Source organism: Bradyrhizobium sp. JYMT SZCCT0428 (assembly GCF_018131075.1).
Taxonomy (GTDB): Bacteria; Pseudomonadota; Alphaproteobacteria; order Rhizobiales; family Xanthobacteraceae; genus Bradyrhizobium.
Window position 1 is genome coordinate 117410 of the sequence record NZ_JAFCLS010000022.1, and the last position, 16109, is coordinate 133518.

At 63.3% G+C, this 16109-nt stretch carries 16 protein-coding genes and 1 pseudogene; 7 read left to right on the plus strand and 10 right to left on the minus strand.

The window, feature by feature from the left end:
• Positions 1-255: 255 nt before the first annotated feature.
• Positions 256-1917 (minus strand): electron transfer flavoprotein-ubiquinone oxidoreductase, encoded by a 1662-nt coding sequence (locus JQ575_RS23020; protein WP_212035434.1) that lies wholly within the window; start codon positions 1915-1917, stop codon positions 256-258.
• 133 nt (positions 1918-2050) lie between these two features.
• Here JQ575_RS23020 and JQ575_RS23025 point away from each other — a divergent pair, with 133 nt between their 5' ends.
• On the plus strand, positions 2051-2878 hold the full coding sequence (locus tag JQ575_RS23025; protein ID WP_212035457.1) for a uracil-DNA glycosylase family protein: 828 nt from the start codon (positions 2051-2053) through the stop codon (positions 2876-2878).
• Positions 2879-2977: 99 nt separating this feature from the next.
• On the opposite strand, the gene JQ575_RS23030 is transcribed toward JQ575_RS23025, so the two are convergent.
• The 4 genes and pseudogenes from JQ575_RS23030 to JQ575_RS23045 all read right to left on the minus strand — a co-directional run bounded on the left by JQ575_RS23030 (position 2978) and on the right by JQ575_RS23045 (position 7186).
• The gene (locus tag JQ575_RS23030) at positions 2978-4486 is read right to left on the minus strand and encodes a glycosyltransferase family 39 protein (protein ID WP_212035435.1); all 1509 of its coding nucleotides are present in this window, start codon (positions 4484-4486) and stop codon (positions 2978-2980) included.
• A gap of 144 nt (positions 4487-4630) precedes the next feature.
• A complete protein-coding gene (locus JQ575_RS23035; RefSeq protein ID WP_212035436.1) occupies positions 4631-5398 on the minus strand; it encodes a ribonuclease HII in 768 nt (255 codons plus the stop codon).
• Between the two features lie 83 nt (positions 5399-5481).
• Positions 5482-5927 (minus strand): annotated as a pseudogene (locus tag JQ575_RS23040) (VOC family protein).
• 98 nt (positions 5928-6025) lie between these two features.
• The gene (locus JQ575_RS23045) at positions 6026-7186 is read right to left on the minus strand and encodes a PA0069 family radical SAM protein (protein WP_212035437.1); all 1161 of its coding nucleotides are present in this window, start codon (positions 7184-7186) and stop codon (positions 6026-6028) included.
• 157 nt (positions 7187-7343) lie between these two features.
• Between JQ575_RS23045 and JQ575_RS23050 the strand changes: the two genes are divergently transcribed.
• Together JQ575_RS23050 and JQ575_RS23055 are read left to right on the plus strand one after the other, a co-directional pair.
• Complete coding sequence (locus JQ575_RS23050; RefSeq protein WP_212035438.1) at positions 7344-7916, plus strand: glycosyl transferase; 573 nt, start codon at positions 7344-7346, stop codon at positions 7914-7916.
• 131 nt (positions 7917-8047) lie between these two features.
• On the plus strand, positions 8048-8977 hold the full coding sequence (locus tag JQ575_RS23055) for a helix-turn-helix domain-containing GNAT family N-acetyltransferase (protein WP_212035439.1): 930 nt from the start codon (positions 8048-8050) through the stop codon (positions 8975-8977).
• Between the two features lie 87 nt (positions 8978-9064).
• On the opposite strand, the gene moaB is transcribed toward JQ575_RS23055, so the two are convergent.
• Positions 9065-9628: a molybdenum cofactor biosynthesis protein B gene (gene moaB, locus JQ575_RS23060; protein ID WP_212035440.1), complete on the minus strand. Its 564-nt coding sequence runs from the start codon at positions 9626-9628 to the stop codon at positions 9065-9067.
• Positions 9629-9788: 160 nt separating this feature from the next.
• Positions 9789-10727, minus strand: a complete 939-nt coding sequence (locus JQ575_RS23065; RefSeq protein ID WP_212035441.1) for a neutral zinc metallopeptidase — start codon at positions 10725-10727, stop codon at positions 9789-9791.
• Positions 10728-11105: 378 nt separating this feature from the next.
• Between JQ575_RS23065 and JQ575_RS23070 the strand changes: the two genes are divergently transcribed.
• The 3 genes from JQ575_RS23070 to JQ575_RS23080 all read left to right on the plus strand — a co-directional run bounded on the left by JQ575_RS23070 (position 11106) and on the right by JQ575_RS23080 (position 13614).
• Positions 11106-12239 carry a site-specific DNA-methyltransferase gene (locus tag JQ575_RS23070; RefSeq protein WP_212035442.1) on the plus strand — a complete coding sequence of 378 codons (1134 nt, stop codon included), beginning with the start codon at positions 11106-11108 and terminating at the stop codon, positions 12237-12239.
• Between the two features lie 205 nt (positions 12240-12444).
• Positions 12445-12744, plus strand: coding sequence for a hypothetical protein (locus JQ575_RS23075; protein WP_312016000.1), 300 nt, complete (start codon positions 12445-12447; stop codon positions 12742-12744).
• A gap of 177 nt (positions 12745-12921) precedes the next feature.
• A complete protein-coding gene (locus JQ575_RS23080; RefSeq protein ID WP_212035444.1) occupies positions 12922-13614 on the plus strand; it encodes a glutathione S-transferase family protein in 693 nt (230 codons plus the stop codon).
• Positions 13615-13828: 214 nt separating this feature from the next.
• On the opposite strand, the gene JQ575_RS23085 is transcribed toward JQ575_RS23080, so the two are convergent.
• From JQ575_RS23085 to JQ575_RS23095, 3 genes are all read right to left on the minus strand, one after another.
• Complete coding sequence (locus JQ575_RS23085) at positions 13829-14230, minus strand: RidA family protein (RefSeq protein ID WP_212035445.1); 402 nt, start codon at positions 14228-14230, stop codon at positions 13829-13831.
• Positions 14231-14245: 15 nt separating this feature from the next.
• A complete protein-coding gene (locus JQ575_RS23090; protein WP_212035458.1) occupies positions 14246-14389 on the minus strand; it encodes a DUF1127 domain-containing protein in 144 nt (47 codons plus the stop codon).
• An 82-nt stretch (positions 14390-14471) separates the two neighbouring features.
• Positions 14472-14906, minus strand: coding sequence for a nuclear transport factor 2 family protein (locus tag JQ575_RS23095; RefSeq protein ID WP_212035446.1), 435 nt, complete (start codon positions 14904-14906; stop codon positions 14472-14474).
• Between the two features lie 91 nt (positions 14907-14997).
• Between JQ575_RS23095 and JQ575_RS23100 the strand changes: the two genes are divergently transcribed.
• Positions 14998-15918 carry a LysR family transcriptional regulator gene (locus JQ575_RS23100; protein ID WP_212035447.1) on the plus strand — a complete coding sequence of 307 codons (921 nt, stop codon included), beginning with the start codon at positions 14998-15000 and terminating at the stop codon, positions 15916-15918.
• The last annotated feature ends 191 nt before the right edge of the window (positions 15919-16109 follow it).

Below are 16109 nucleotides of genomic sequence, written 5' to 3' on the forward strand. Positions count from 1 at the left end.
CGATAGCTCTCGAATGCGGACATACGCGGCGGCATCAAGGCCCAGCGACAATGCCGCTTTTGGCGTTCAACCGCAAGGATACGGGGTGGCGAATCGATCGGCAGCAGGGTCCCCAAGATCTCCCCGTCGGCCGCCAATTCCACCCATTTTAGCCCGCAGCCTCGGAAGACGCTTGTACTGTGGCGGTATCGTGGCCGGTACCGGGGTTACCCGGACACCTGCCGGCCCTCCGCCATTAAACTCACGTAATCGTGGTCACATCCCCTGGTAATTGGGCCCGCCGCCGCCTTCCGGCGGAACCCAGGTGATATTGCCGTTCGGGTCTTTGACGTCGCAGGTTTTGCAGTGGACGCAGTTCTGAGCGTTGATCTGGAAGCGCGGACCGGAAGCCTCCTCGACCCATTCATAGACGCCGGCCGGGCAATAGCGGTTGGACGGGCCGGCAAAGACGTCGTGCTCGGATGTCTTCTGCAGGTTCATGTCGGCAACCCTGAGGTGGATTGGCTGGTCCTCCTCATGGTTGGTGTTGGACAGGAATACCGACGACAGCTTGTCGAAGGTGAGCTTGCCGTCCGGCTTGGGCACGGCGATTGGCGCATGCGCCCTGGCCGGATCCAGCGTTTTGCGATCCGGCTTGGCGTGCGACAGGGTTCCGAACAAAGAGAACCCGAACAGCGTGTTGGTCCACATGTCGAGGCCGCCGAGCGGTACGCCGATCAGGGTGCCGAACTTCGACCACAGCGGTTTGACGTTGCGGATCGGGTAGAGGTCCTTGCCGACCTGCGAACCGCGCCACGCATTCTCGTATTCGGCCAATTCATCATTGGCACGGCCGGCGCCGAGCGCGGCCACGAGGTGCTCGGCGGCGAGCATGCCGCTGCCCATCGCGTTGTGCACGCCCTTGATGCGCGGCACGTTGACAAAGCCTGCCGCGCAACCGATCAGCGCGCCGCCCGGAAAGCTTAAGCGCGGCACCGACTGGTAGCCGCCCTCGGTGATCGCGCGCGCGCCATAGGCCAGCCGCTTGCCGCCTTCGAACACGGTGCGGATCGAAGGATGGGTCTTGAAGCGCTGGAACTCGTCGAACGGCGACAGATATGGATCGTCGTAATTGAGATGGACGACGAAGCCGACCGCCACCTTGTTGTCGTCGTAGTGATAGAGGAACGAGCCGCCGCCGGTCGAATTATTGAGCGGCCAGCCGAACGAATGCTGGATCAGGCCCTTCTGGTGTTTTGTGGGATCGATCTCCCAGACTTCCTTGAGGCCGATGCCGAATTTCGGCGGCTCGCTGTTGGCGTCGAGCGAGAACTTCGCGATCAGTTGCTTGGACAGGCTGCCGCGCGCGCCTTCGGCAAACAGCGTGTACTTGCCGAGCAATTCCATGCCGCGGGTGAACGAATCCTTGTGGCTGCCGTCCCTCGCGATGCCCATGTCGCCGGTCGCAATGCCGCGCACCGCGCCTTTTTCGTCGTAGAGCACTTCGGTAGCGGCAAAGCCCGGATAGATCTCGACGCCGAGCGCTTCGGCCTTCGGCGCCAGCCAGCGGCACACATCGCCGAGCGAGCCGATATAGCAGTGATGATTGTCCATCAGCTTCGGCATCGCGAAACCCGGCAGCCGGATCGCGCCGCCGCCCGTCATCCAGTAGAAGCGATCGTCCTTGACCTGCGTCTTCAGCGGGCAATCGGCATCCTCGCGCCAGTCCGGAATCAGTTTGTCGAGCGAAACCGGATCGATCACCGCACCCGACAGAATGTGCGCGCCGACTTCGGAGCCCTTCTCCACCACCACGATGTTGAGATCGGCGTTGAGTTGTTTGAGACGGATCGCAGCCGCGAGGCCGGACGGCCCGGCGCCGACGATGACGACGTCAAATTCCATGGACTCACGCGGCGGAAGTTCTTCGGTGCTCATGTTCTGGTCTCAGCCCAATTGAGAACGGCTCTAAGGTTCGTTTGTTTCCGATTTTTGCGCCAAGAACAACCATGGAAATGGAATCTCAGGCGTTTCGCGGCGGCCGAATACATCCTAGATTGGAATGATGTCCATCGCGCCCGAACCCGCCCCTACCGTTCAGCAATTGCTGGCCTTTTATCTCGAGGCCGGGGTCGATTGCGCGTTGGCCGATGACCCGATCGACCGGCTTGCCGAGCCCGACAGCGCTACCATTGCCGCGCCGCGCGAAACCACGCCGCAAAGACTGGTGCGGGAAATGCCCGCGGCGGCGCCGGCAGTTTCGCGCAGCGAAATAGCGCCGGCGCCGGAAGCCGCGATCGCCTCGGCGCGGGAAATGGCGCGAACCGCGCCGTCACTGGAGGCCCTGCGAGCGCTTCTGGAGAATTTCGAAGGCTGCGCGCTCAAGCACACCGCGACACGGCTGGTGTTCTGCGACGGCAATCCGGAAGCGCGAATCATGTTCGTCGGCGAAGCCCCCGGACGCGACGAGGATATCGAGGGGCTGCCGTTCGTCGGCCGATCCGGCAAATTGCTCGACCGCATGATCGCGGCGATCGGCCTCGACCGCAGCAAAGCTTATATTGCCAACGTGATCCCATGGCGGCCGCCCGGCAACCGCACGCCGACCCCGCAGGAAACGCAAATCTGCCTGCCGTTCATTCAGCGGCAGATCGAACTGGTCAATCCGGACGTGCTGGTGACGCTCGGCAATCCCTCGACGCAGACGTTGCTGTCGACCCGCGAGGGAATCATGAAGACCCGCGGCAAATGGTTCGATTACGACACCGGCACCCGCTCCATCCGCGCCATCCCGACGTTCCACCCGGCCTATCTGCTGCGCTCGCCCTCGTACAAGCGGATGTCGTGGCAGGATTTGCGCGCGATCGCGAAGGAATTGGAGAAGGTCTCCTCATCCTGAGGAGCCCGCACTTGCGGGCGTCTCGAAGGATTAGGCCCGGCTGTTGGCCTCATGGTTCGAGACGCGCGAAGACGCGCTCCTCACCATGAGGATCGGGTTCTACGGCGCCTTCGGCCGGACGATGGCCCAGCCGACGCGCAGCAGCGGCTGCCTTCCATTCACCATCCATTCGAACGCGCGCGGCACTTCCGGCACGAGGCCGGGAAAGCGCAACGCGATCTCGGGAGGCGGCGCGCCTGACGTGTCCGATGCGCGCCAGACCACGACGCCGCCGGTTTCATTGAATTTTGCGAGCGAAAGCCACGGCGTGCGTTCCGGCGTGGCGTCGAGCAACAGATGCGGCCGGCCCTTATCCATCGCAACGAAGCTCGCGAGCTGCGGATCGCCGGCCACCGCGCGCAGCCGCTGGTTGGTGCGCCGCTCAAAACTGTCGCCGAAGAAATGCGCGATCGTCCGCGCCGGCAGCGAGGTCGGCACTTCGGCGCCGCTGGTCCAGGGCAGGAACAGCGTGGCCGCGATGGCCACGAAAGCCGGGGCTGCGACCGCCCCGGCCCAGACCGTGCGGAGCAGCCGCTGGCGCCGCAGATACACGAGATCGCCGGTCGCCACGATCACGGCCAGCCCCGACATCAGCAAGGCAACGCCGGCGCCGCCGGTAACGCGCTCGAGATTGAACACGCCGGCAATCAGGCTGCCAAACAGCGCGGGAGCGATCGCGAACGTGTAGACGAATTGGCGCGCCAGCGGATCGACCTGCGGCCGATAGATGATCGGCGCTTCCTCGGCCTTGCGGACAAACACACCGGAGTTGAGGATCACCAGCAGCACGATGCCGGCCGTTGCCAGCAACAGGCCGCCGAGCAGCCCGCCCCAGTGCATCGCCCTGCCCGAGAGATCATCGATGGCCGGCAAGGGCGGCATCGCCAGCACGTCGGCGCGAACGACCCAGATCAGATAGGGCAGCACCAGTACCACGATCACCAGCAACGCATAGAGCGGATCGAGCGACATCAAGGTGCGCCGCCCGCGCGCGGTGGCGACGGCAAATCCGGCAATCAGCAGCAACAGCCCGAGCGCGGCCGACGTCGTCAGGAGCAACAAGCCCGCTTCGATCGACCAGGCGAACCAGGCGGTGCGCCGGTTCTGGCCGATCAAGCGCCAGGAATGCAGCAACAGCAGCGCCCACAGCGGCCGCGCCAGCACCAGCGGGCCGAATTCGACGCCGGGCGAGCTGAAGGCCACCACCGTCATGCTCAAGAGCACCGCGAGCACCGCCTGCTGACCGCCGACAATGGCGCGCGCGAGCTGATAGAAGCCCCAGAAAGTGACGACCGCGCAGATCTGCGCGAGCAGATAGACGCCGAACACATGATTGCCGGCCGCACGGAAGGCGATGTCGGCAAGCCAGAACGCCAGCGGCGGGCCGAAATAGGTCCCGACCTGATATTCCCTGCCGAATGCCAGAACCGTGGCGATATCGCCGGGCGGGCTGCGATAGAGCAGCATCGGCAGGATCAGCCACATTGCCGCCTGCAGCAGCACCACGAGCCAGACCACCAGCCGCGGCCGGGCGCGGATCAGTTCGACAACCAGGGAGGTGAAACGCATGAAACGTCCGAAATGCCCCAGCCGATCCCATAGGTCCGGCCTATTCGAGACCCATTTGATAGAGCGCGCCAGCCGCCGAGGCAACTATCGCGTTTTCAAGCGAGGTACCGGCGCGCGTCAGGAAGCGCGTCAATGCAAGGTGCGTTAGAGAGCCACCGAGACATCCGCGTCGATTTGCGTTTCGACCGTGAACAGATCGGGCTCGACGGTGCCGGGCTGATGCTTTTCACGCGCGGCGATGACGGGCGCAAAGAAGCGGCGGTGGTGGACGCTGGGACCCAAGCGGTCCAGCGCCTCGCGATGTTCCGGCACGGCGTAGCCCTTGTGGGTCTCGAACCCGTAGCCCGGGCAATCCAGCGCCAGCGCGCACATCAGGCGGTCGCGCGTCACCTTGGCGATGATCGAAGCGGCCGCGATCGACATCACGATGCCATCGCCGCCGATCACGGCGTCGCAGCCGCATGGCGCCTCGATCCGGTCGCGGCCGTCGACGAACACGTGTTTGGGGATTTCCGGCAAGCCCCGTACGGCGCGCGTCAGCGCCCACAGCGAGGCGCGCAGGATATTGTCGCGATCTATACGCGCCGGCGAGGCAAAGGCGACCGCAAACGACGAGGTCGCGCAAATCTCATCGAACAGTTCCTCACGGCGCTCCGCCGTCAGCCGCTTCGAATCGTCGATGCCTTTGGGAATTCGTTTGGGATCAAGAATCACGGCGGCGGCCACCACCGGGCCGGCCAAAGGACCACGCCCGGCCTCGTCGCAACCGGCGATCGGCCAGACGCCGCGCTTGATCAGCGCCCGCTCGCGGCGAAAGCTCGGCGGCGCCACCGCGATCACGCCCTTCGGCAGTTTTGCCTGTTTGGCGACCGGCTTGGCCGCTGGCTTCCTGGATGATTTTTGCCGAATCATGCCCGGGATGGTGGGCAAGCACGCGCCACGGCGCAACCGGGAACCGGGTGCAATTCCCGTTATTCAGTCACGATAGGTTGGCACTAATCCGCCAAGTGCACCCGCCGGTCTTCGCCGACCTCGATGCCGGGGGCGACCACGACTTCCCAGGGATGATTGTCGGGATCGGCGAAATATCCGGAGTAGCCGCCGTAGCTGGTCTCATGCGCGGGTTTGAGCAGCGAGGCGCCCTTGGCGATCGCAAAATCCAGCACGGTATCGACTTCCTCACGTGAGGCGCAATTCCACGCCAGCGTCACGCCGCGGAAGGTCCTGGGCCGCGGATGGTCCGGCAGCGTCGCGTCTTGTGCGAGCTGATCCCACGGAAACAGGGCGATCACCGGGCCGCCGGTGTCGAAGAAGGCCACGGCCTCGCCGAGCGAATCCTTCGCGCAAGACCCAGCGCTTCATAAAAGGCGATGCTGGCGCGCATGTTGGTTACGCCGAGCGTGATGACGGTGAGGCGTGGGATGGGTGGATCTTTACTCATGCTGTTGTCTCCTTCGTCATTGCGAGGAGCGTAGCGACGAAGCAATCTTCCTTCGTGCGGCGACGTGGATTGCTTCGCTTCGCTCGCAATGACGAACCCTAAAACAAACTCAACTGCTGCCCGCTCCGCTTCGGCTTGACGAAATGGTCGGTGGTCAGTTTCAGGCGCCGCTTATTCAGTCCAAGCTTCTCGCAGGCTATTTCGAAGCGGCGGCCGATCATCCAGGCCATCGGCCCGGTTCCCTTCATCCGGGTTCCCCACTGCGAGTCGTAGTCGCGGCCGCCGCGCATGTCGCGGATCAAAGTGAAGACGTGGCGATAGCGGTCGGGATAATTCGCCATCAGCCATTCGCGGAAGAGATCGCGCACTTCCAGCGGCAGCCGCAGCAGCACATAACTCGCCTCTTTCGCGCCGGCATGCGCCGCGGCATCGAGGATGCGCTCGATCTCGGAATCGTTCAGCGCGGGGATCACGGGCGCGACCATCACTGTTGCCGGAATGCTGGCCTCCGCCAGTTGCCGTATCGCCTCCAGCCGCTTCGGCGGTGTCGAGGCCCGCGGCTCCATGGTGCGCGCGAGTTTCGGGTCGAGCGTCGTCACTGACAGTGCGACCTTGACCAGATTGCGTTTTGCCATCCGCTGGAGGATGTCGATGTCGCGCGTCACCAGCGCCGATTTGGTGACGATGCCGACCGGATGGCCGGCACGCTCCAGCACTTCGAGAATGCCGCGCATGATCTTGTATTTGCGCTCGATCGGTTGATAGGGATCGGTATTGGTGCCGATCGCGATCATGCGCGGTTCGTAGCCCGCCGCGGCCAGTTCCTTTTCCAGCAACTCCGGCGCATCGGGTTTGGCGAGCAGCTGTGTTTCAAAATCAAGTCCGGGCGACAGCCCGAGATAGGCGTGGGTCGGCCGCGCGAAGCAGTAGACGCAGCCATGCTCGCAACCGCGATAGGGATTGATCGAGCGGTCGAAGCCGATATCGGGCGAGTCGTTGCGGGTGATGACCTTTCGCGAGGTGTCGAGTCCGACCGTGGTCTTGAACGGCGGCAGGTCTTCGAGGCTCTGCCAGCCGTCATCGAAGGCGACGCGGGCCTCGGCCTCGAAGCGGCCGCTGTCGTTGGACTGGGCGCCGCGGCCACGCCGCCGCTCGCGTTCGATCGCGACATCAAGCTCAGGAAAAGGAGTAGCACCCGCCGGTTCGGAGGGCGCCGTGACCGGCGGGTGCTTGAGGGCATGAGAGGATGCTCGGCTCATGCTTGGAACGTAACACGTCTTTAGAACAAAACAAGAACATAGATCGACAAATCCACACGAGAGCTGCCGCAAAAATCCGCATGCCAACGGATGTTTTGAATGTGACAAGGTGATAACAAACGGCGTTTTTCACCGTTTGAGCCAACGAAGCCTCATTATGCTGAGCGTGATCATCCCAACTGAAGGCGTCGAACAGCCCGCCGTCGCCACCCTCGCGGCGCTCGTGCCGGGTGCCGCTGCCGGTTTGATCCGCGAAGTGGTGCTGGTCGACCGCACCGCGAACGGTGTGATCGAGCGCGTGGCCGACGTTGCAGGCTGCCGCTTTATGGCGTTTGAAGGCACCCGTGCCGCGGCGCTCGCCGCCGGCGCCCGCCAGGCGCGTTCACCCTGGCTGATGTTCCTGCACGCCGGCGCGGTGCTCGACTCGGGCTGGATCGAAGAGACCGCGCAATTCATCCAGAGCGTATCGAGCAGCGGCCGGCCTCGCGCCGGGATCTTCCGCTATGCCCGCTCGCCTTATGCCGATGCCGGCTTGCGCGATGGCCTCAAATTCATCGCCCGCATGGTTACGGGACCTTCGGCGGAACAGGGTCTTCTTATTGCGCACGATCATTACGACCGGCTCGGCGGCTACCGGCCGGACGTCCGCCGCTCCGAAGCCCGGCTGCTGCGCCAGCTCGGCCGGCGCTCCCGCACCATGCTGCGCAGCCGCATCATGGTGGTGGCCTAGGCGCCTCTCCAAACCCAAACAAAAAATCGCGAAAACAACCCCATGCAAAGATAGAGCGGGGGCTGGTTCGCACCAGAATACACTTGCCAAAGTCAAATAGTTATCTGACTGTGGCAATATTGAGGTGCGCGATGTCCCAGAGCAGTTCCGACGAAGAGGTCGCGGCGGTCCGCGCCTTCAACCGCTTCTACACCCGCAAGCTCGGCGTGCTCGACCAGCAACTCATGAAGAGCCCGTTCTCGCTCAGCGAGGCGCGGGTGCTGTACGAGCTCGCCTATCGCGAAGACCTCTCGGCCAAGGAGATCGGCGCCGAACTCGGGCTCGATGCCGGCTATCTCAGCCGGATCGTGCAGAACTTCGATGAGAATGGATTGCTCACCCGCAAGCCGCTGCCGGCGGACCGGCGGCAATTCCAGCTCGCCCTGACGGCCAAGGGACGCCAGACCTTTGCCAAGCTCGAGCGCAGCATGCAGGACGACATCGGTGCGATGCTGGCCGCGTTGCCGCACGGCGGCAGCCAGAAGCTCGTCGGTGCGATGGCCGAGATCGAGCGGCTGCTCGGCGCATCCGGCGCGGCGGCGGCCCGAGCGATCCTGCGCACACACCGCCCCGGCGACATGGGCTGGGTGGTGCAGAGCCACGGCGCGTTCTACGCCAGCGAATATGGCTTTGACTCCTCGTTCGAAGCGCTGGTGGCCGAGATCGCGGCGAAATTCCTGACCTCGTTCGATGCCTCGCGCGAGCGCTGCTGGATTGCCGAGCTAAATGGCGTCCCCGTCGGCTCGGTCTTTGTGGTCAAGCATAGCGACGATGTCGCCAAGCTGCGCCTGCTGCTGGTCGATCCGGCCGGACGCGGCCAGCGATTGGGCCAGCGGCTGGTCGCCGAATGCGTCGCCTTCGCGCGGGCGACCGGCTATCGCAGGATGACGCTGTGGACCCAGAGCATCCTGGTCGCTGCCCGCAAGATCTATCAGGACGCCGGCTTTGAGCTGGTCGCGACCGAGCCACATCGAAGTTTTGGTCAAAGCCTTGTTGGCGAGACCTGGGAGATGGAATTGTAGGATGGGTAGAGCGCAGCGAAACCCATCGATCACACAAGGAAAGATGATGGGTTTCGCTTCGCTCTACCCATCCTACGGCGACGACGATCAGACCGACGCGCCCTTGGCCTTTGGGCGGCGCAGATGCTCGTCGAGCCGCGGCATGATCTCGACGAAATTGCACGGGCGGGTGCGGTAATCGAGCTGGGCGGCGAGGATGCCGTCCCAGCCGTCGCGGCAGGCGCCGGGCGAGCCCGGCAGGCAGAAGATGAAGGTCGCGCCGGCAACGCCGGCCGTGGCGCGGCTCTGCACCGTCGAGGCGCCGATCTTGGCGTAGCTCAGCATGTGGAAGGCGGTGGAGAAACCGTCCATCCGCTTCTCGAACAGCGGCTCGACCGCCTCCGGCGTGACGTCGCGGCCGGTAAAACCGGTGCCGCCCGTCGTGATGATGGCATCGACACCAGGATCGGCGATCCATCGGCGGATGATGACGCGGATCGCATCGACATCGTCGACGATGATCTCGCGCGCCGCGAGATGATGGCCGGCGGCGACCAGCCGCTCCGCCAGCGTCGCCCCCGACTTGTCATCGGCAAGCGCGCGCGTGTCCGAGATCGTCAGCACGGCGATATTGAGCGGTACGAATTGTTTGGTTTCGTCGATGGAGGACATGATTTTTTCTTCTCGTCATGCCCGGCCTTGTGCCGGGCATCCACGTCTTAAGGTCTCTCAAAAGCAAAGACGTGGATGGCCGGGCATAGCCGTCTGAAGGACGGCGTCGCTTCACTCGCCTATGCCCGGCCATGACGGTACAATGCTAATTCAACTCGCGCTACAGCGCCCCCGCGGCAAACGTATTGCAGGACTGCACGGTGCCCTGCTTGTAGCCGGTCATGAACCATTGCTTGCGCTGGGCGGCGGAGCCGTGGGTAAATGAATCAGGCACGACCCTGCCCGTCGCCTTGCGTTGCAGCGTGTCGTCACCGATCGCGGTGGCGGTGGCCAGTGCGGCTTCGATGTCGCCGGGTTCGACAAAGCCCGGACGTTTCTTTTCCTCGCGGTTGACCCAGACGCCGGACAGGCAATCCGCCTGCAATTCGACCTTGACCTGCAGCGCGTTGGCTTCCGCCTTGCTGCCGGCCTGCTCCTGCATCCGCTGCACGCGCGGCAGGATGCCGAGCAGGTTCTGGATGTGATGGCCGGCCTCATGCGCGATGATATAGGCGGTGGTGAATTTGCAGGAGCTGCCCGAACAGCCGCGAAACTTCGTCTCGACCTCGCGGAAGAATTGGGTGTCGAGGAAGATCTGCTTGTCCGGCGGGCAGTAGAACGGCCCCATCGCCGACTGCGCCATGCCGCAGCGCCCGCCATTGGTGGCGTTGCGGAACAGCACGATGCGCGGTCCCTTGTAGGTTTGTCCGCTGGCCTGGAAGATCTCGTTCCAGCGATCGTCGATCTCGCCGAGCACGCCGGCGATCATGCTGCCCATCTCGTCCTTGGGCGCGCCTGTGGTGGCGGGGCCCGACTTGCGCTCGGTCTGGTAGGTCGGCGCTTGCTGGCTGCCGCCGGTGAGAATTTCCGCGCCGCCGATCAGGATGCGCGGGTCGATGCCGAAGGCATAACCGAGCAGGCCGAGCACGATGATGGTGCCGATGCCGAGCCCGCCACCGCCGCCCATCGGAATGCCGAAGCCACCACCACCACCCCCGCCACCGCTGTCGTCGCGACGGTCGTCGATAGAGTCGCTGCGGCGGAAGTCATCGTAACGCATGGCGCAAATTCCTCATCCCGGCGGATTGCCCTTGGATACCCAACGCAGCACAGACGTAAAATTTCCATTCCGTTAATCAATAACCCGCCCGGCAATTATTGCCTAGCGCCGTTTCCATTCCGATTGAATCGGACGGGGCGCCAGATTCTTGATTTGACGCGTTTTCCTGACGCGAACCGGCATCCATCCCGCATCAAGTGCAGGACCGGCTCAGCGGGAAAACGTTTTAGTGCGCTTAAACGCTAATCAGCCCCGGCAAATCTGTCCGAGCAGCAATACGGATTAAGTCGATTTTTACTTTGCCCGGTCAATGTAACGCCAGTCGGTTGTTTAGTCCCGCGTCGCCGACAGCGTCGCCTGAGTCAGAGTAATTGAGTCATGGTAGAGTCGCGTCGCGGGGCGTCTGCAAGGGCGCCCCGCACTAAATTTGAGTCCGAGTCGAACGTTCGTATCGTCGTAGGCGATTGCGTCGCCGAGATGTCGAAGCTTCCGGCAGGCTCCGTCGATCTGGTGTTCGCAGATCCGCCGTACAATCTGCAGCTCAAGGGCGATCTCAAGCGTCCTGACGAATCGCATGTCGATGCCGTCAACAACGACTGGGACAAGTTTTCATCCTTTGCCGCCTATGACGATTTCACCCGCGCCTGGCTGCTCGCCTGCCGCCGCGTCATGAAACCGTCAGCGACACTCTGGGTGATCGGCTCCTACCACAACATTTTCCGCGTCGGCTCGATCATGCAGGACCTCGGCTTCTGGGTCCTCAACGACATCGTCTGGCGCAAGACCAATCCGATGCCGAATTTCCGCGGCCGCCGCTTCACCAATGCGCACGAGACCATGATCTGGGCGGCGCGCGACGAGAAAGCCAAGGGTTACACCTTCAACTATGAAGCCCTGAAGGCCGCCAACGAGGACGTGCAGGCGCGTTCCGACTGGCTGATTCCGCTTTGCACCGGCGACGAGCGCCTCAAGGGCGACGACGGCAAGAAAGTGCATCCGACCCAGAAGCCCGAGGGCCTCCTGGCGCGCGTGCTGCTGTCGTCGTCAAAGCCCGGCGATCTCGTGATCGATCCCTTCAACGGCACCGGCACGACAGGCGCCGTGGCAAAACGTCTCGGCCGCCGCTACATCGGCTTCGAGCGCGACAAGACCTATGCGAGCGCGGCCGAAGCCCGCATCGCGGCGATCGAACCGCTGCCCGAGGCGACGCTGGCGCCCTTCATGACCGCCCGCGACGCACCCCGTGTGGCGTTCTCCGAACTGATCGAGCGCGGCATGATCTCGCCCGGCACCAAACTGGTCGATTCCAAGAAGCGCCACGGTGCCCTGGTCCGCGCCGACGGCGCCATCATGCTCGGCGACAAGGTCGGCTCGATCCACCGCATCGGCGCGGTGGCCCAGGGCTCCGGCGCCTGCAACGGCTGGACCTTCTGGCACGTCGAGACCAAGAAGGGCCTTAGGCTGATCGACGAACTGCGCGCCGAGATCCGCTCCGGGATGGCGGCAGGTTAACCCGCCGTTGCGGCTTTTTTCATCCTGCCTTCAAGCTGGCCATGGCACCGCTACAAGCGGGATGGCAGCCCTGTGATTTTCGCATTCTGCCACACCTCGTTTCGCCTTGATCCGTAGCTATATTCATTGCTTGCTTAACCCATACAGGCCGTTATTTGCGGCCACAGCGAGCCGTCCGATGCGCTCCCAATCCGATTCATTACTGGTGTTGCCGCTGCTGCCGATCTTCCTGATCGGCGTGCCCCCGATCCTGCTGTTCACCTTGCTGGGCTTTGCCGGCTTCGTCATCCTCGGCGTGCTGCTGATCTGCGTCGGCCTGACCGAGCGGCTGGAAGCGAACAGCGATTTCAACCAGCAGATCATCGTCCACGGCTATGCGCGCCGGTCGGAGCGGATGATTCAGGCGTCGAACCTGCACTCGGCCATTCGCTTCGCCACCATCATCGACCTGGCGGGCGCGGGATTGATCATTGTAGGGCTGGTGGGTTTTTTCTACCTCGGCTGATCGGCTTCTACCTAAGCTGAGCGGCGCGGTGGGCATCTTGGCCGCGCCGCCCGCTGCCTCCACTCGTCGGTTGCGCTGCTTCCAAAAATTTGAGCAAGGACATGCCGCGCTGCGGTAGGATCATCCGCGCCCGGTTCACAGTGCTGGCAGGCAAGAAGCAAAGGGAGTTTTCCAAAAATGCTCAAATTCTATTTCAACGGCTCGCCCAACCCGACGAAAGTCGCGCTTTTCCTCGAGGAATTGGGTCAGCCATTCGAGCCGGTCGCGGTCGACACCCGCAGGGGCGATCAGTTCAAGCCGGAATTTTTGAAGATCAATCCCAACGCCAAGGTGCCGGCGATCGACGACGACGGCGTGCTGGTCTTCGACAGCAACGCCATCCTGCTCTACCTCGCCGAGAAGACCGGCAAATTCCTGCCATCGAACACGCCGCAGAACCGCGCGCAGTTGCTCTCATGGCTGATGTTCGTCGCTACCGGCATCGGGCCCTATTCGGGCCAGGCGGTGCACTTCAAGCACTTTGCGCCGAAGGACCAGAACCACGACTATGCCCATAACCGCTACCAGTTCGAGGCGCAGCGCCACTACGCCGTGCTGAACGATCACCTCGCCGGCAAGAAGTATATGGTCGGCGACACCTACACCGTTGCAGACATGGCGCTGTGGGGCTGGGCGCGGATGGCCGCCTTCGTGATGAGCGACGAAGCCGCCGCGAAATATGCCAACGTCAAGCGACTGGTCGATGAGATATCGGCGCGTCCCGCGGCGGCCAAGGCGATCGCGCTGAAAGACAAGTTCACCTTCAAGGCCGAGATGGACGACGAGGCGCGCGGCAACATGTTCCGCCATATGAAGATCAAGGCGGCGTAAGTATCACGACGTCGAAGAGGAACGGCGCCCTTGCGGGCGCCGTTTTCATTTTGGAGCGTGATGAGTTGTCAGACGTCATCCTGAGGTGCGAGCGGAGCGAGCCTCGAAGGATGGGCCACGGGCGCTTCTCATCCTTCGAGGCGCGCAAGAGCGCGCACCTCAGGATGACGCGATAGAGTGCGAGTGGACCGTTTCAGCCTAAGCTGAATTGCCTCTAATCGATCGCCGCCACCACCTCGATTTCGATCAGCCAGCCCGGCCGCGCCAGGCGGCTGACGACCACGAGCGTGCTCGCCGGCGGCTTCTCCTTGTTCAGGTAGCGGTCGCGGATCGCCCGCATTTTCGGCAGGTCGTCCTGGCTGACCTCGGCGACGAGATAGGTGTTGAGCTTGACGATGTCGGCCATGGTGGCGCCGGCCGCTTCCAGCGCGAGTGTGAGGTTCTTGAACACCTGCTCGACCTGCGCCTCGAAATCGCCTTCGCCGACCATCTTGCCGGATGCGTCGGCCGAAACCTGACCCGCCACATAGACCAGCGTGCCCTTGTTGACCTTGGCGACGTGCGAATAGCCGGTCGGCGGCGGCAGCGTCGCCGGGCTGAAGATTTCCTTGCTCATATCGATCTCCCTTTATTATTTCCGCCAGAACGGTTTGCCGACTTCGCAGTCCATCTCGGGCCGGCAGAGTCCGATATCCTCTAATTCGCGCGCGCTCATGACAGAGAGTTGACGCCGGGAACGGCGGCGCTCCCGCCAGACCCGGACGAGAGCGATCATATAAGCGATGGCGGCCGGCGTCGAACGCGGGCGCGTTCGTGCGTGCTGGCGCTGCTCGCCAGCGCAAACGCTGCTCAACGCTTCAACCCGCAAGCTTCTGCGCCTTCAAGTTTTCCTTGGGATACGGCCCCAAAACCCGCTCGCACAAGCTTGAGTCATTATACTCGCGGATTTCGCGAATCTTGCCGTTCTCGATCCGGTAGATCAGGCAATAATGATTGTCGTAGCGCTCGCCGGCGTGGGTCTCCATGTCACCGCGCGCCTCCACCGCGACCCATTCATCGTCAGCGATCAGCCGGAACGGAACGGTGCGGCGGTACTTCAGCAACGAGGCGACATAGCCGTAGAGGTCGCGAAGCACGGACTCCTTGCCGTGAAAGGTCTGCGACCAGGAATATTGCCCCGTCACGGTCATGGTGACGTCGTCGGCCAAAGCGTCGACATACGAGGTGCGGTCGCCGGCGGCGACGGCGGCGAAGATTGTCTCCATCAGTTTCTTGTTGTCGGCGGCGCTCATGGGCTGATTTCTCCGTGATCTGATGTTTCAGATCATCGCGCGCGGAGCCGCATTCTTCCAATCGATAGGAGATATGATATATATTCACTCAATGAATTTGAAATCGCTTGACCTCAATTTGCTGGTCGCGCTCGACGCGCTGCTGCTGGAAGGCAATGTCAGCCGGGCCGCGATGCGGATCGGGCTGTCGCAGCCGGCCACCAGCCACGCGCTGCAGCGGCTGCGCGACCTGATCGGCGATCCCTTGCTGGTGCGCAACGGCGCCCGCATGGAGCTGACGCCGCGCGCGCTGGCGTTGCGCGGACCGCTGGCGCAGGCGCTCGACCAGGTGCGCTCCCTGTTCGTATCAGATGATTTCGATGCCGCGCGGAGCGAACGGCATTTCCGCCTGATGATGCCGGATCTCGCGGTCGAACTCCTGATGCCGCCGCTGATGGAGAAGGTCACCAAACTGGCGCCGAACGTCCGGATCGACGTGGTGCCGTGGCGGGGGCCTGCGATCTTCACCGCCGATTTTGCCCGCACCATCGATCTCGTGATCTCGATCGGCGACGCCTTCCGCGGCTTCCACCGTCAGCGGCTCTATACCGACAGCGATGCGCTGACGGTGCGGCGCGGCCATCCCGCCGCCGCCAAACTGAAGAAGCGCGAAGGATTCCTGAATGCACGGCATGTCGCCGTTGTCATCCGCGGCCAGAGCGAGGATTTGATTGACATCTGGCTGCGGCCCAAGGGCATCGAACGCAAGATCGCGCTGGTCGTGCCCGGCTATATCGAGGCGCTGCACGTCACCGCGCGCACGGATCTGGTCGCCTTCGTGCCGCGCCGCCTGATCGGCGCGCTGTCGAAGCAATTGTCGCTCGTAGCCATCGCGCCGCCGTTCGATCCCGGGATCGACGAGCAGTTCATGTTCTACCCGACCCGCGCCCAGATGGATCCCGGCTCGATCTGGCTGCGCAACATCATGCTCGGCATCGGGCGCGAGATGGAGCGGGAGAAGCGGAAGGCGTAGCCAAGCTCAACCGCTTCGTCGTCCCGGCCTTGAGCCGGGACCCATAACCACCGGCGGCAATTGTTTTTGCACACCGGTCGTTATCTTCCCTTTTCAACAATGCAAGCCGCGGCGTATGGGTCGTAAGTCTTGGTGCCTCGATTAAGATGAGGCGATCGAGGCGGGCGTTGCGGGGTTTATGGGAGGTCGTT

Excerpts from the sequence above, each read along its gene's own strand:
- JQ575_RS23020 (WP_212035434.1), bottom strand. The coding sequence starts at position 1,917 with ATGAGCACCGAAGAACTTCCGCCGCGTGAGTCCATGGAATTTGACGTC.
- JQ575_RS23030 (WP_212035435.1), bottom strand. The coding sequence starts at position 4,486 with ATGCGTTTCACCTCCCTGGTTGTCGAACTGATCCGCGCCCGGCCGCGG.
- JQ575_RS23035 (WP_212035436.1), bottom strand. The coding sequence starts at position 5,398 with ATGATTCGGCAAAAATCATCCAGGAAGCCAGCGGCCAAGCCGGTCGCC.
- JQ575_RS23045 (WP_212035437.1), bottom strand. The coding sequence starts at position 7,186 with ATGAGCCGAGCATCCTCTCATGCCCTCAAGCACCCGCCGGTCACGGCG.
- JQ575_RS23050 (WP_212035438.1), top strand. The coding sequence starts at position 7,344 with ATGCTGAGCGTGATCATCCCAACTGAAGGCGTCGAACAGCCCGCCGTC.
- JQ575_RS23055 (WP_212035439.1), top strand. The coding sequence starts at position 8,048 with ATGTCCCAGAGCAGTTCCGACGAAGAGGTCGCGGCGGTCCGCGCCTTC.
- moaB (WP_212035440.1), bottom strand. The coding sequence starts at position 9,628 with ATGTCCTCCATCGACGAAACCAAACAATTCGTACCGCTCAATATCGCC.
- JQ575_RS23065 (WP_212035441.1), bottom strand. The coding sequence starts at position 10,727 with ATGCGTTACGATGACTTCCGCCGCAGCGACTCTATCGACGACCGTCGC.
- JQ575_RS23070 (WP_212035442.1), top strand. The coding sequence starts at position 11,106 with ATGGTAGAGTCGCGTCGCGGGGCGTCTGCAAGGGCGCCCCGCACTAAA.
- JQ575_RS23080 (WP_212035444.1), top strand. The coding sequence starts at position 12,922 with ATGCTCAAATTCTATTTCAACGGCTCGCCCAACCCGACGAAAGTCGCG.
- JQ575_RS23085 (WP_212035445.1), bottom strand. The coding sequence starts at position 14,230 with ATGAGCAAGGAAATCTTCAGCCCGGCGACGCTGCCGCCGCCGACCGGC.
- JQ575_RS23090 (WP_212035458.1), bottom strand. The coding sequence starts at position 14,389 with ATGATCGCTCTCGTCCGGGTCTGGCGGGAGCGCCGCCGTTCCCGGCGT.
- JQ575_RS23095 (WP_212035446.1), bottom strand. The coding sequence starts at position 14,906 with ATGAGCGCCGCCGACAACAAGAAACTGATGGAGACAATCTTCGCCGCC.
- JQ575_RS23100 (WP_212035447.1), top strand. The coding sequence starts at position 14,998 with ATGAATTTGAAATCGCTTGACCTCAATTTGCTGGTCGCGCTCGACGCG.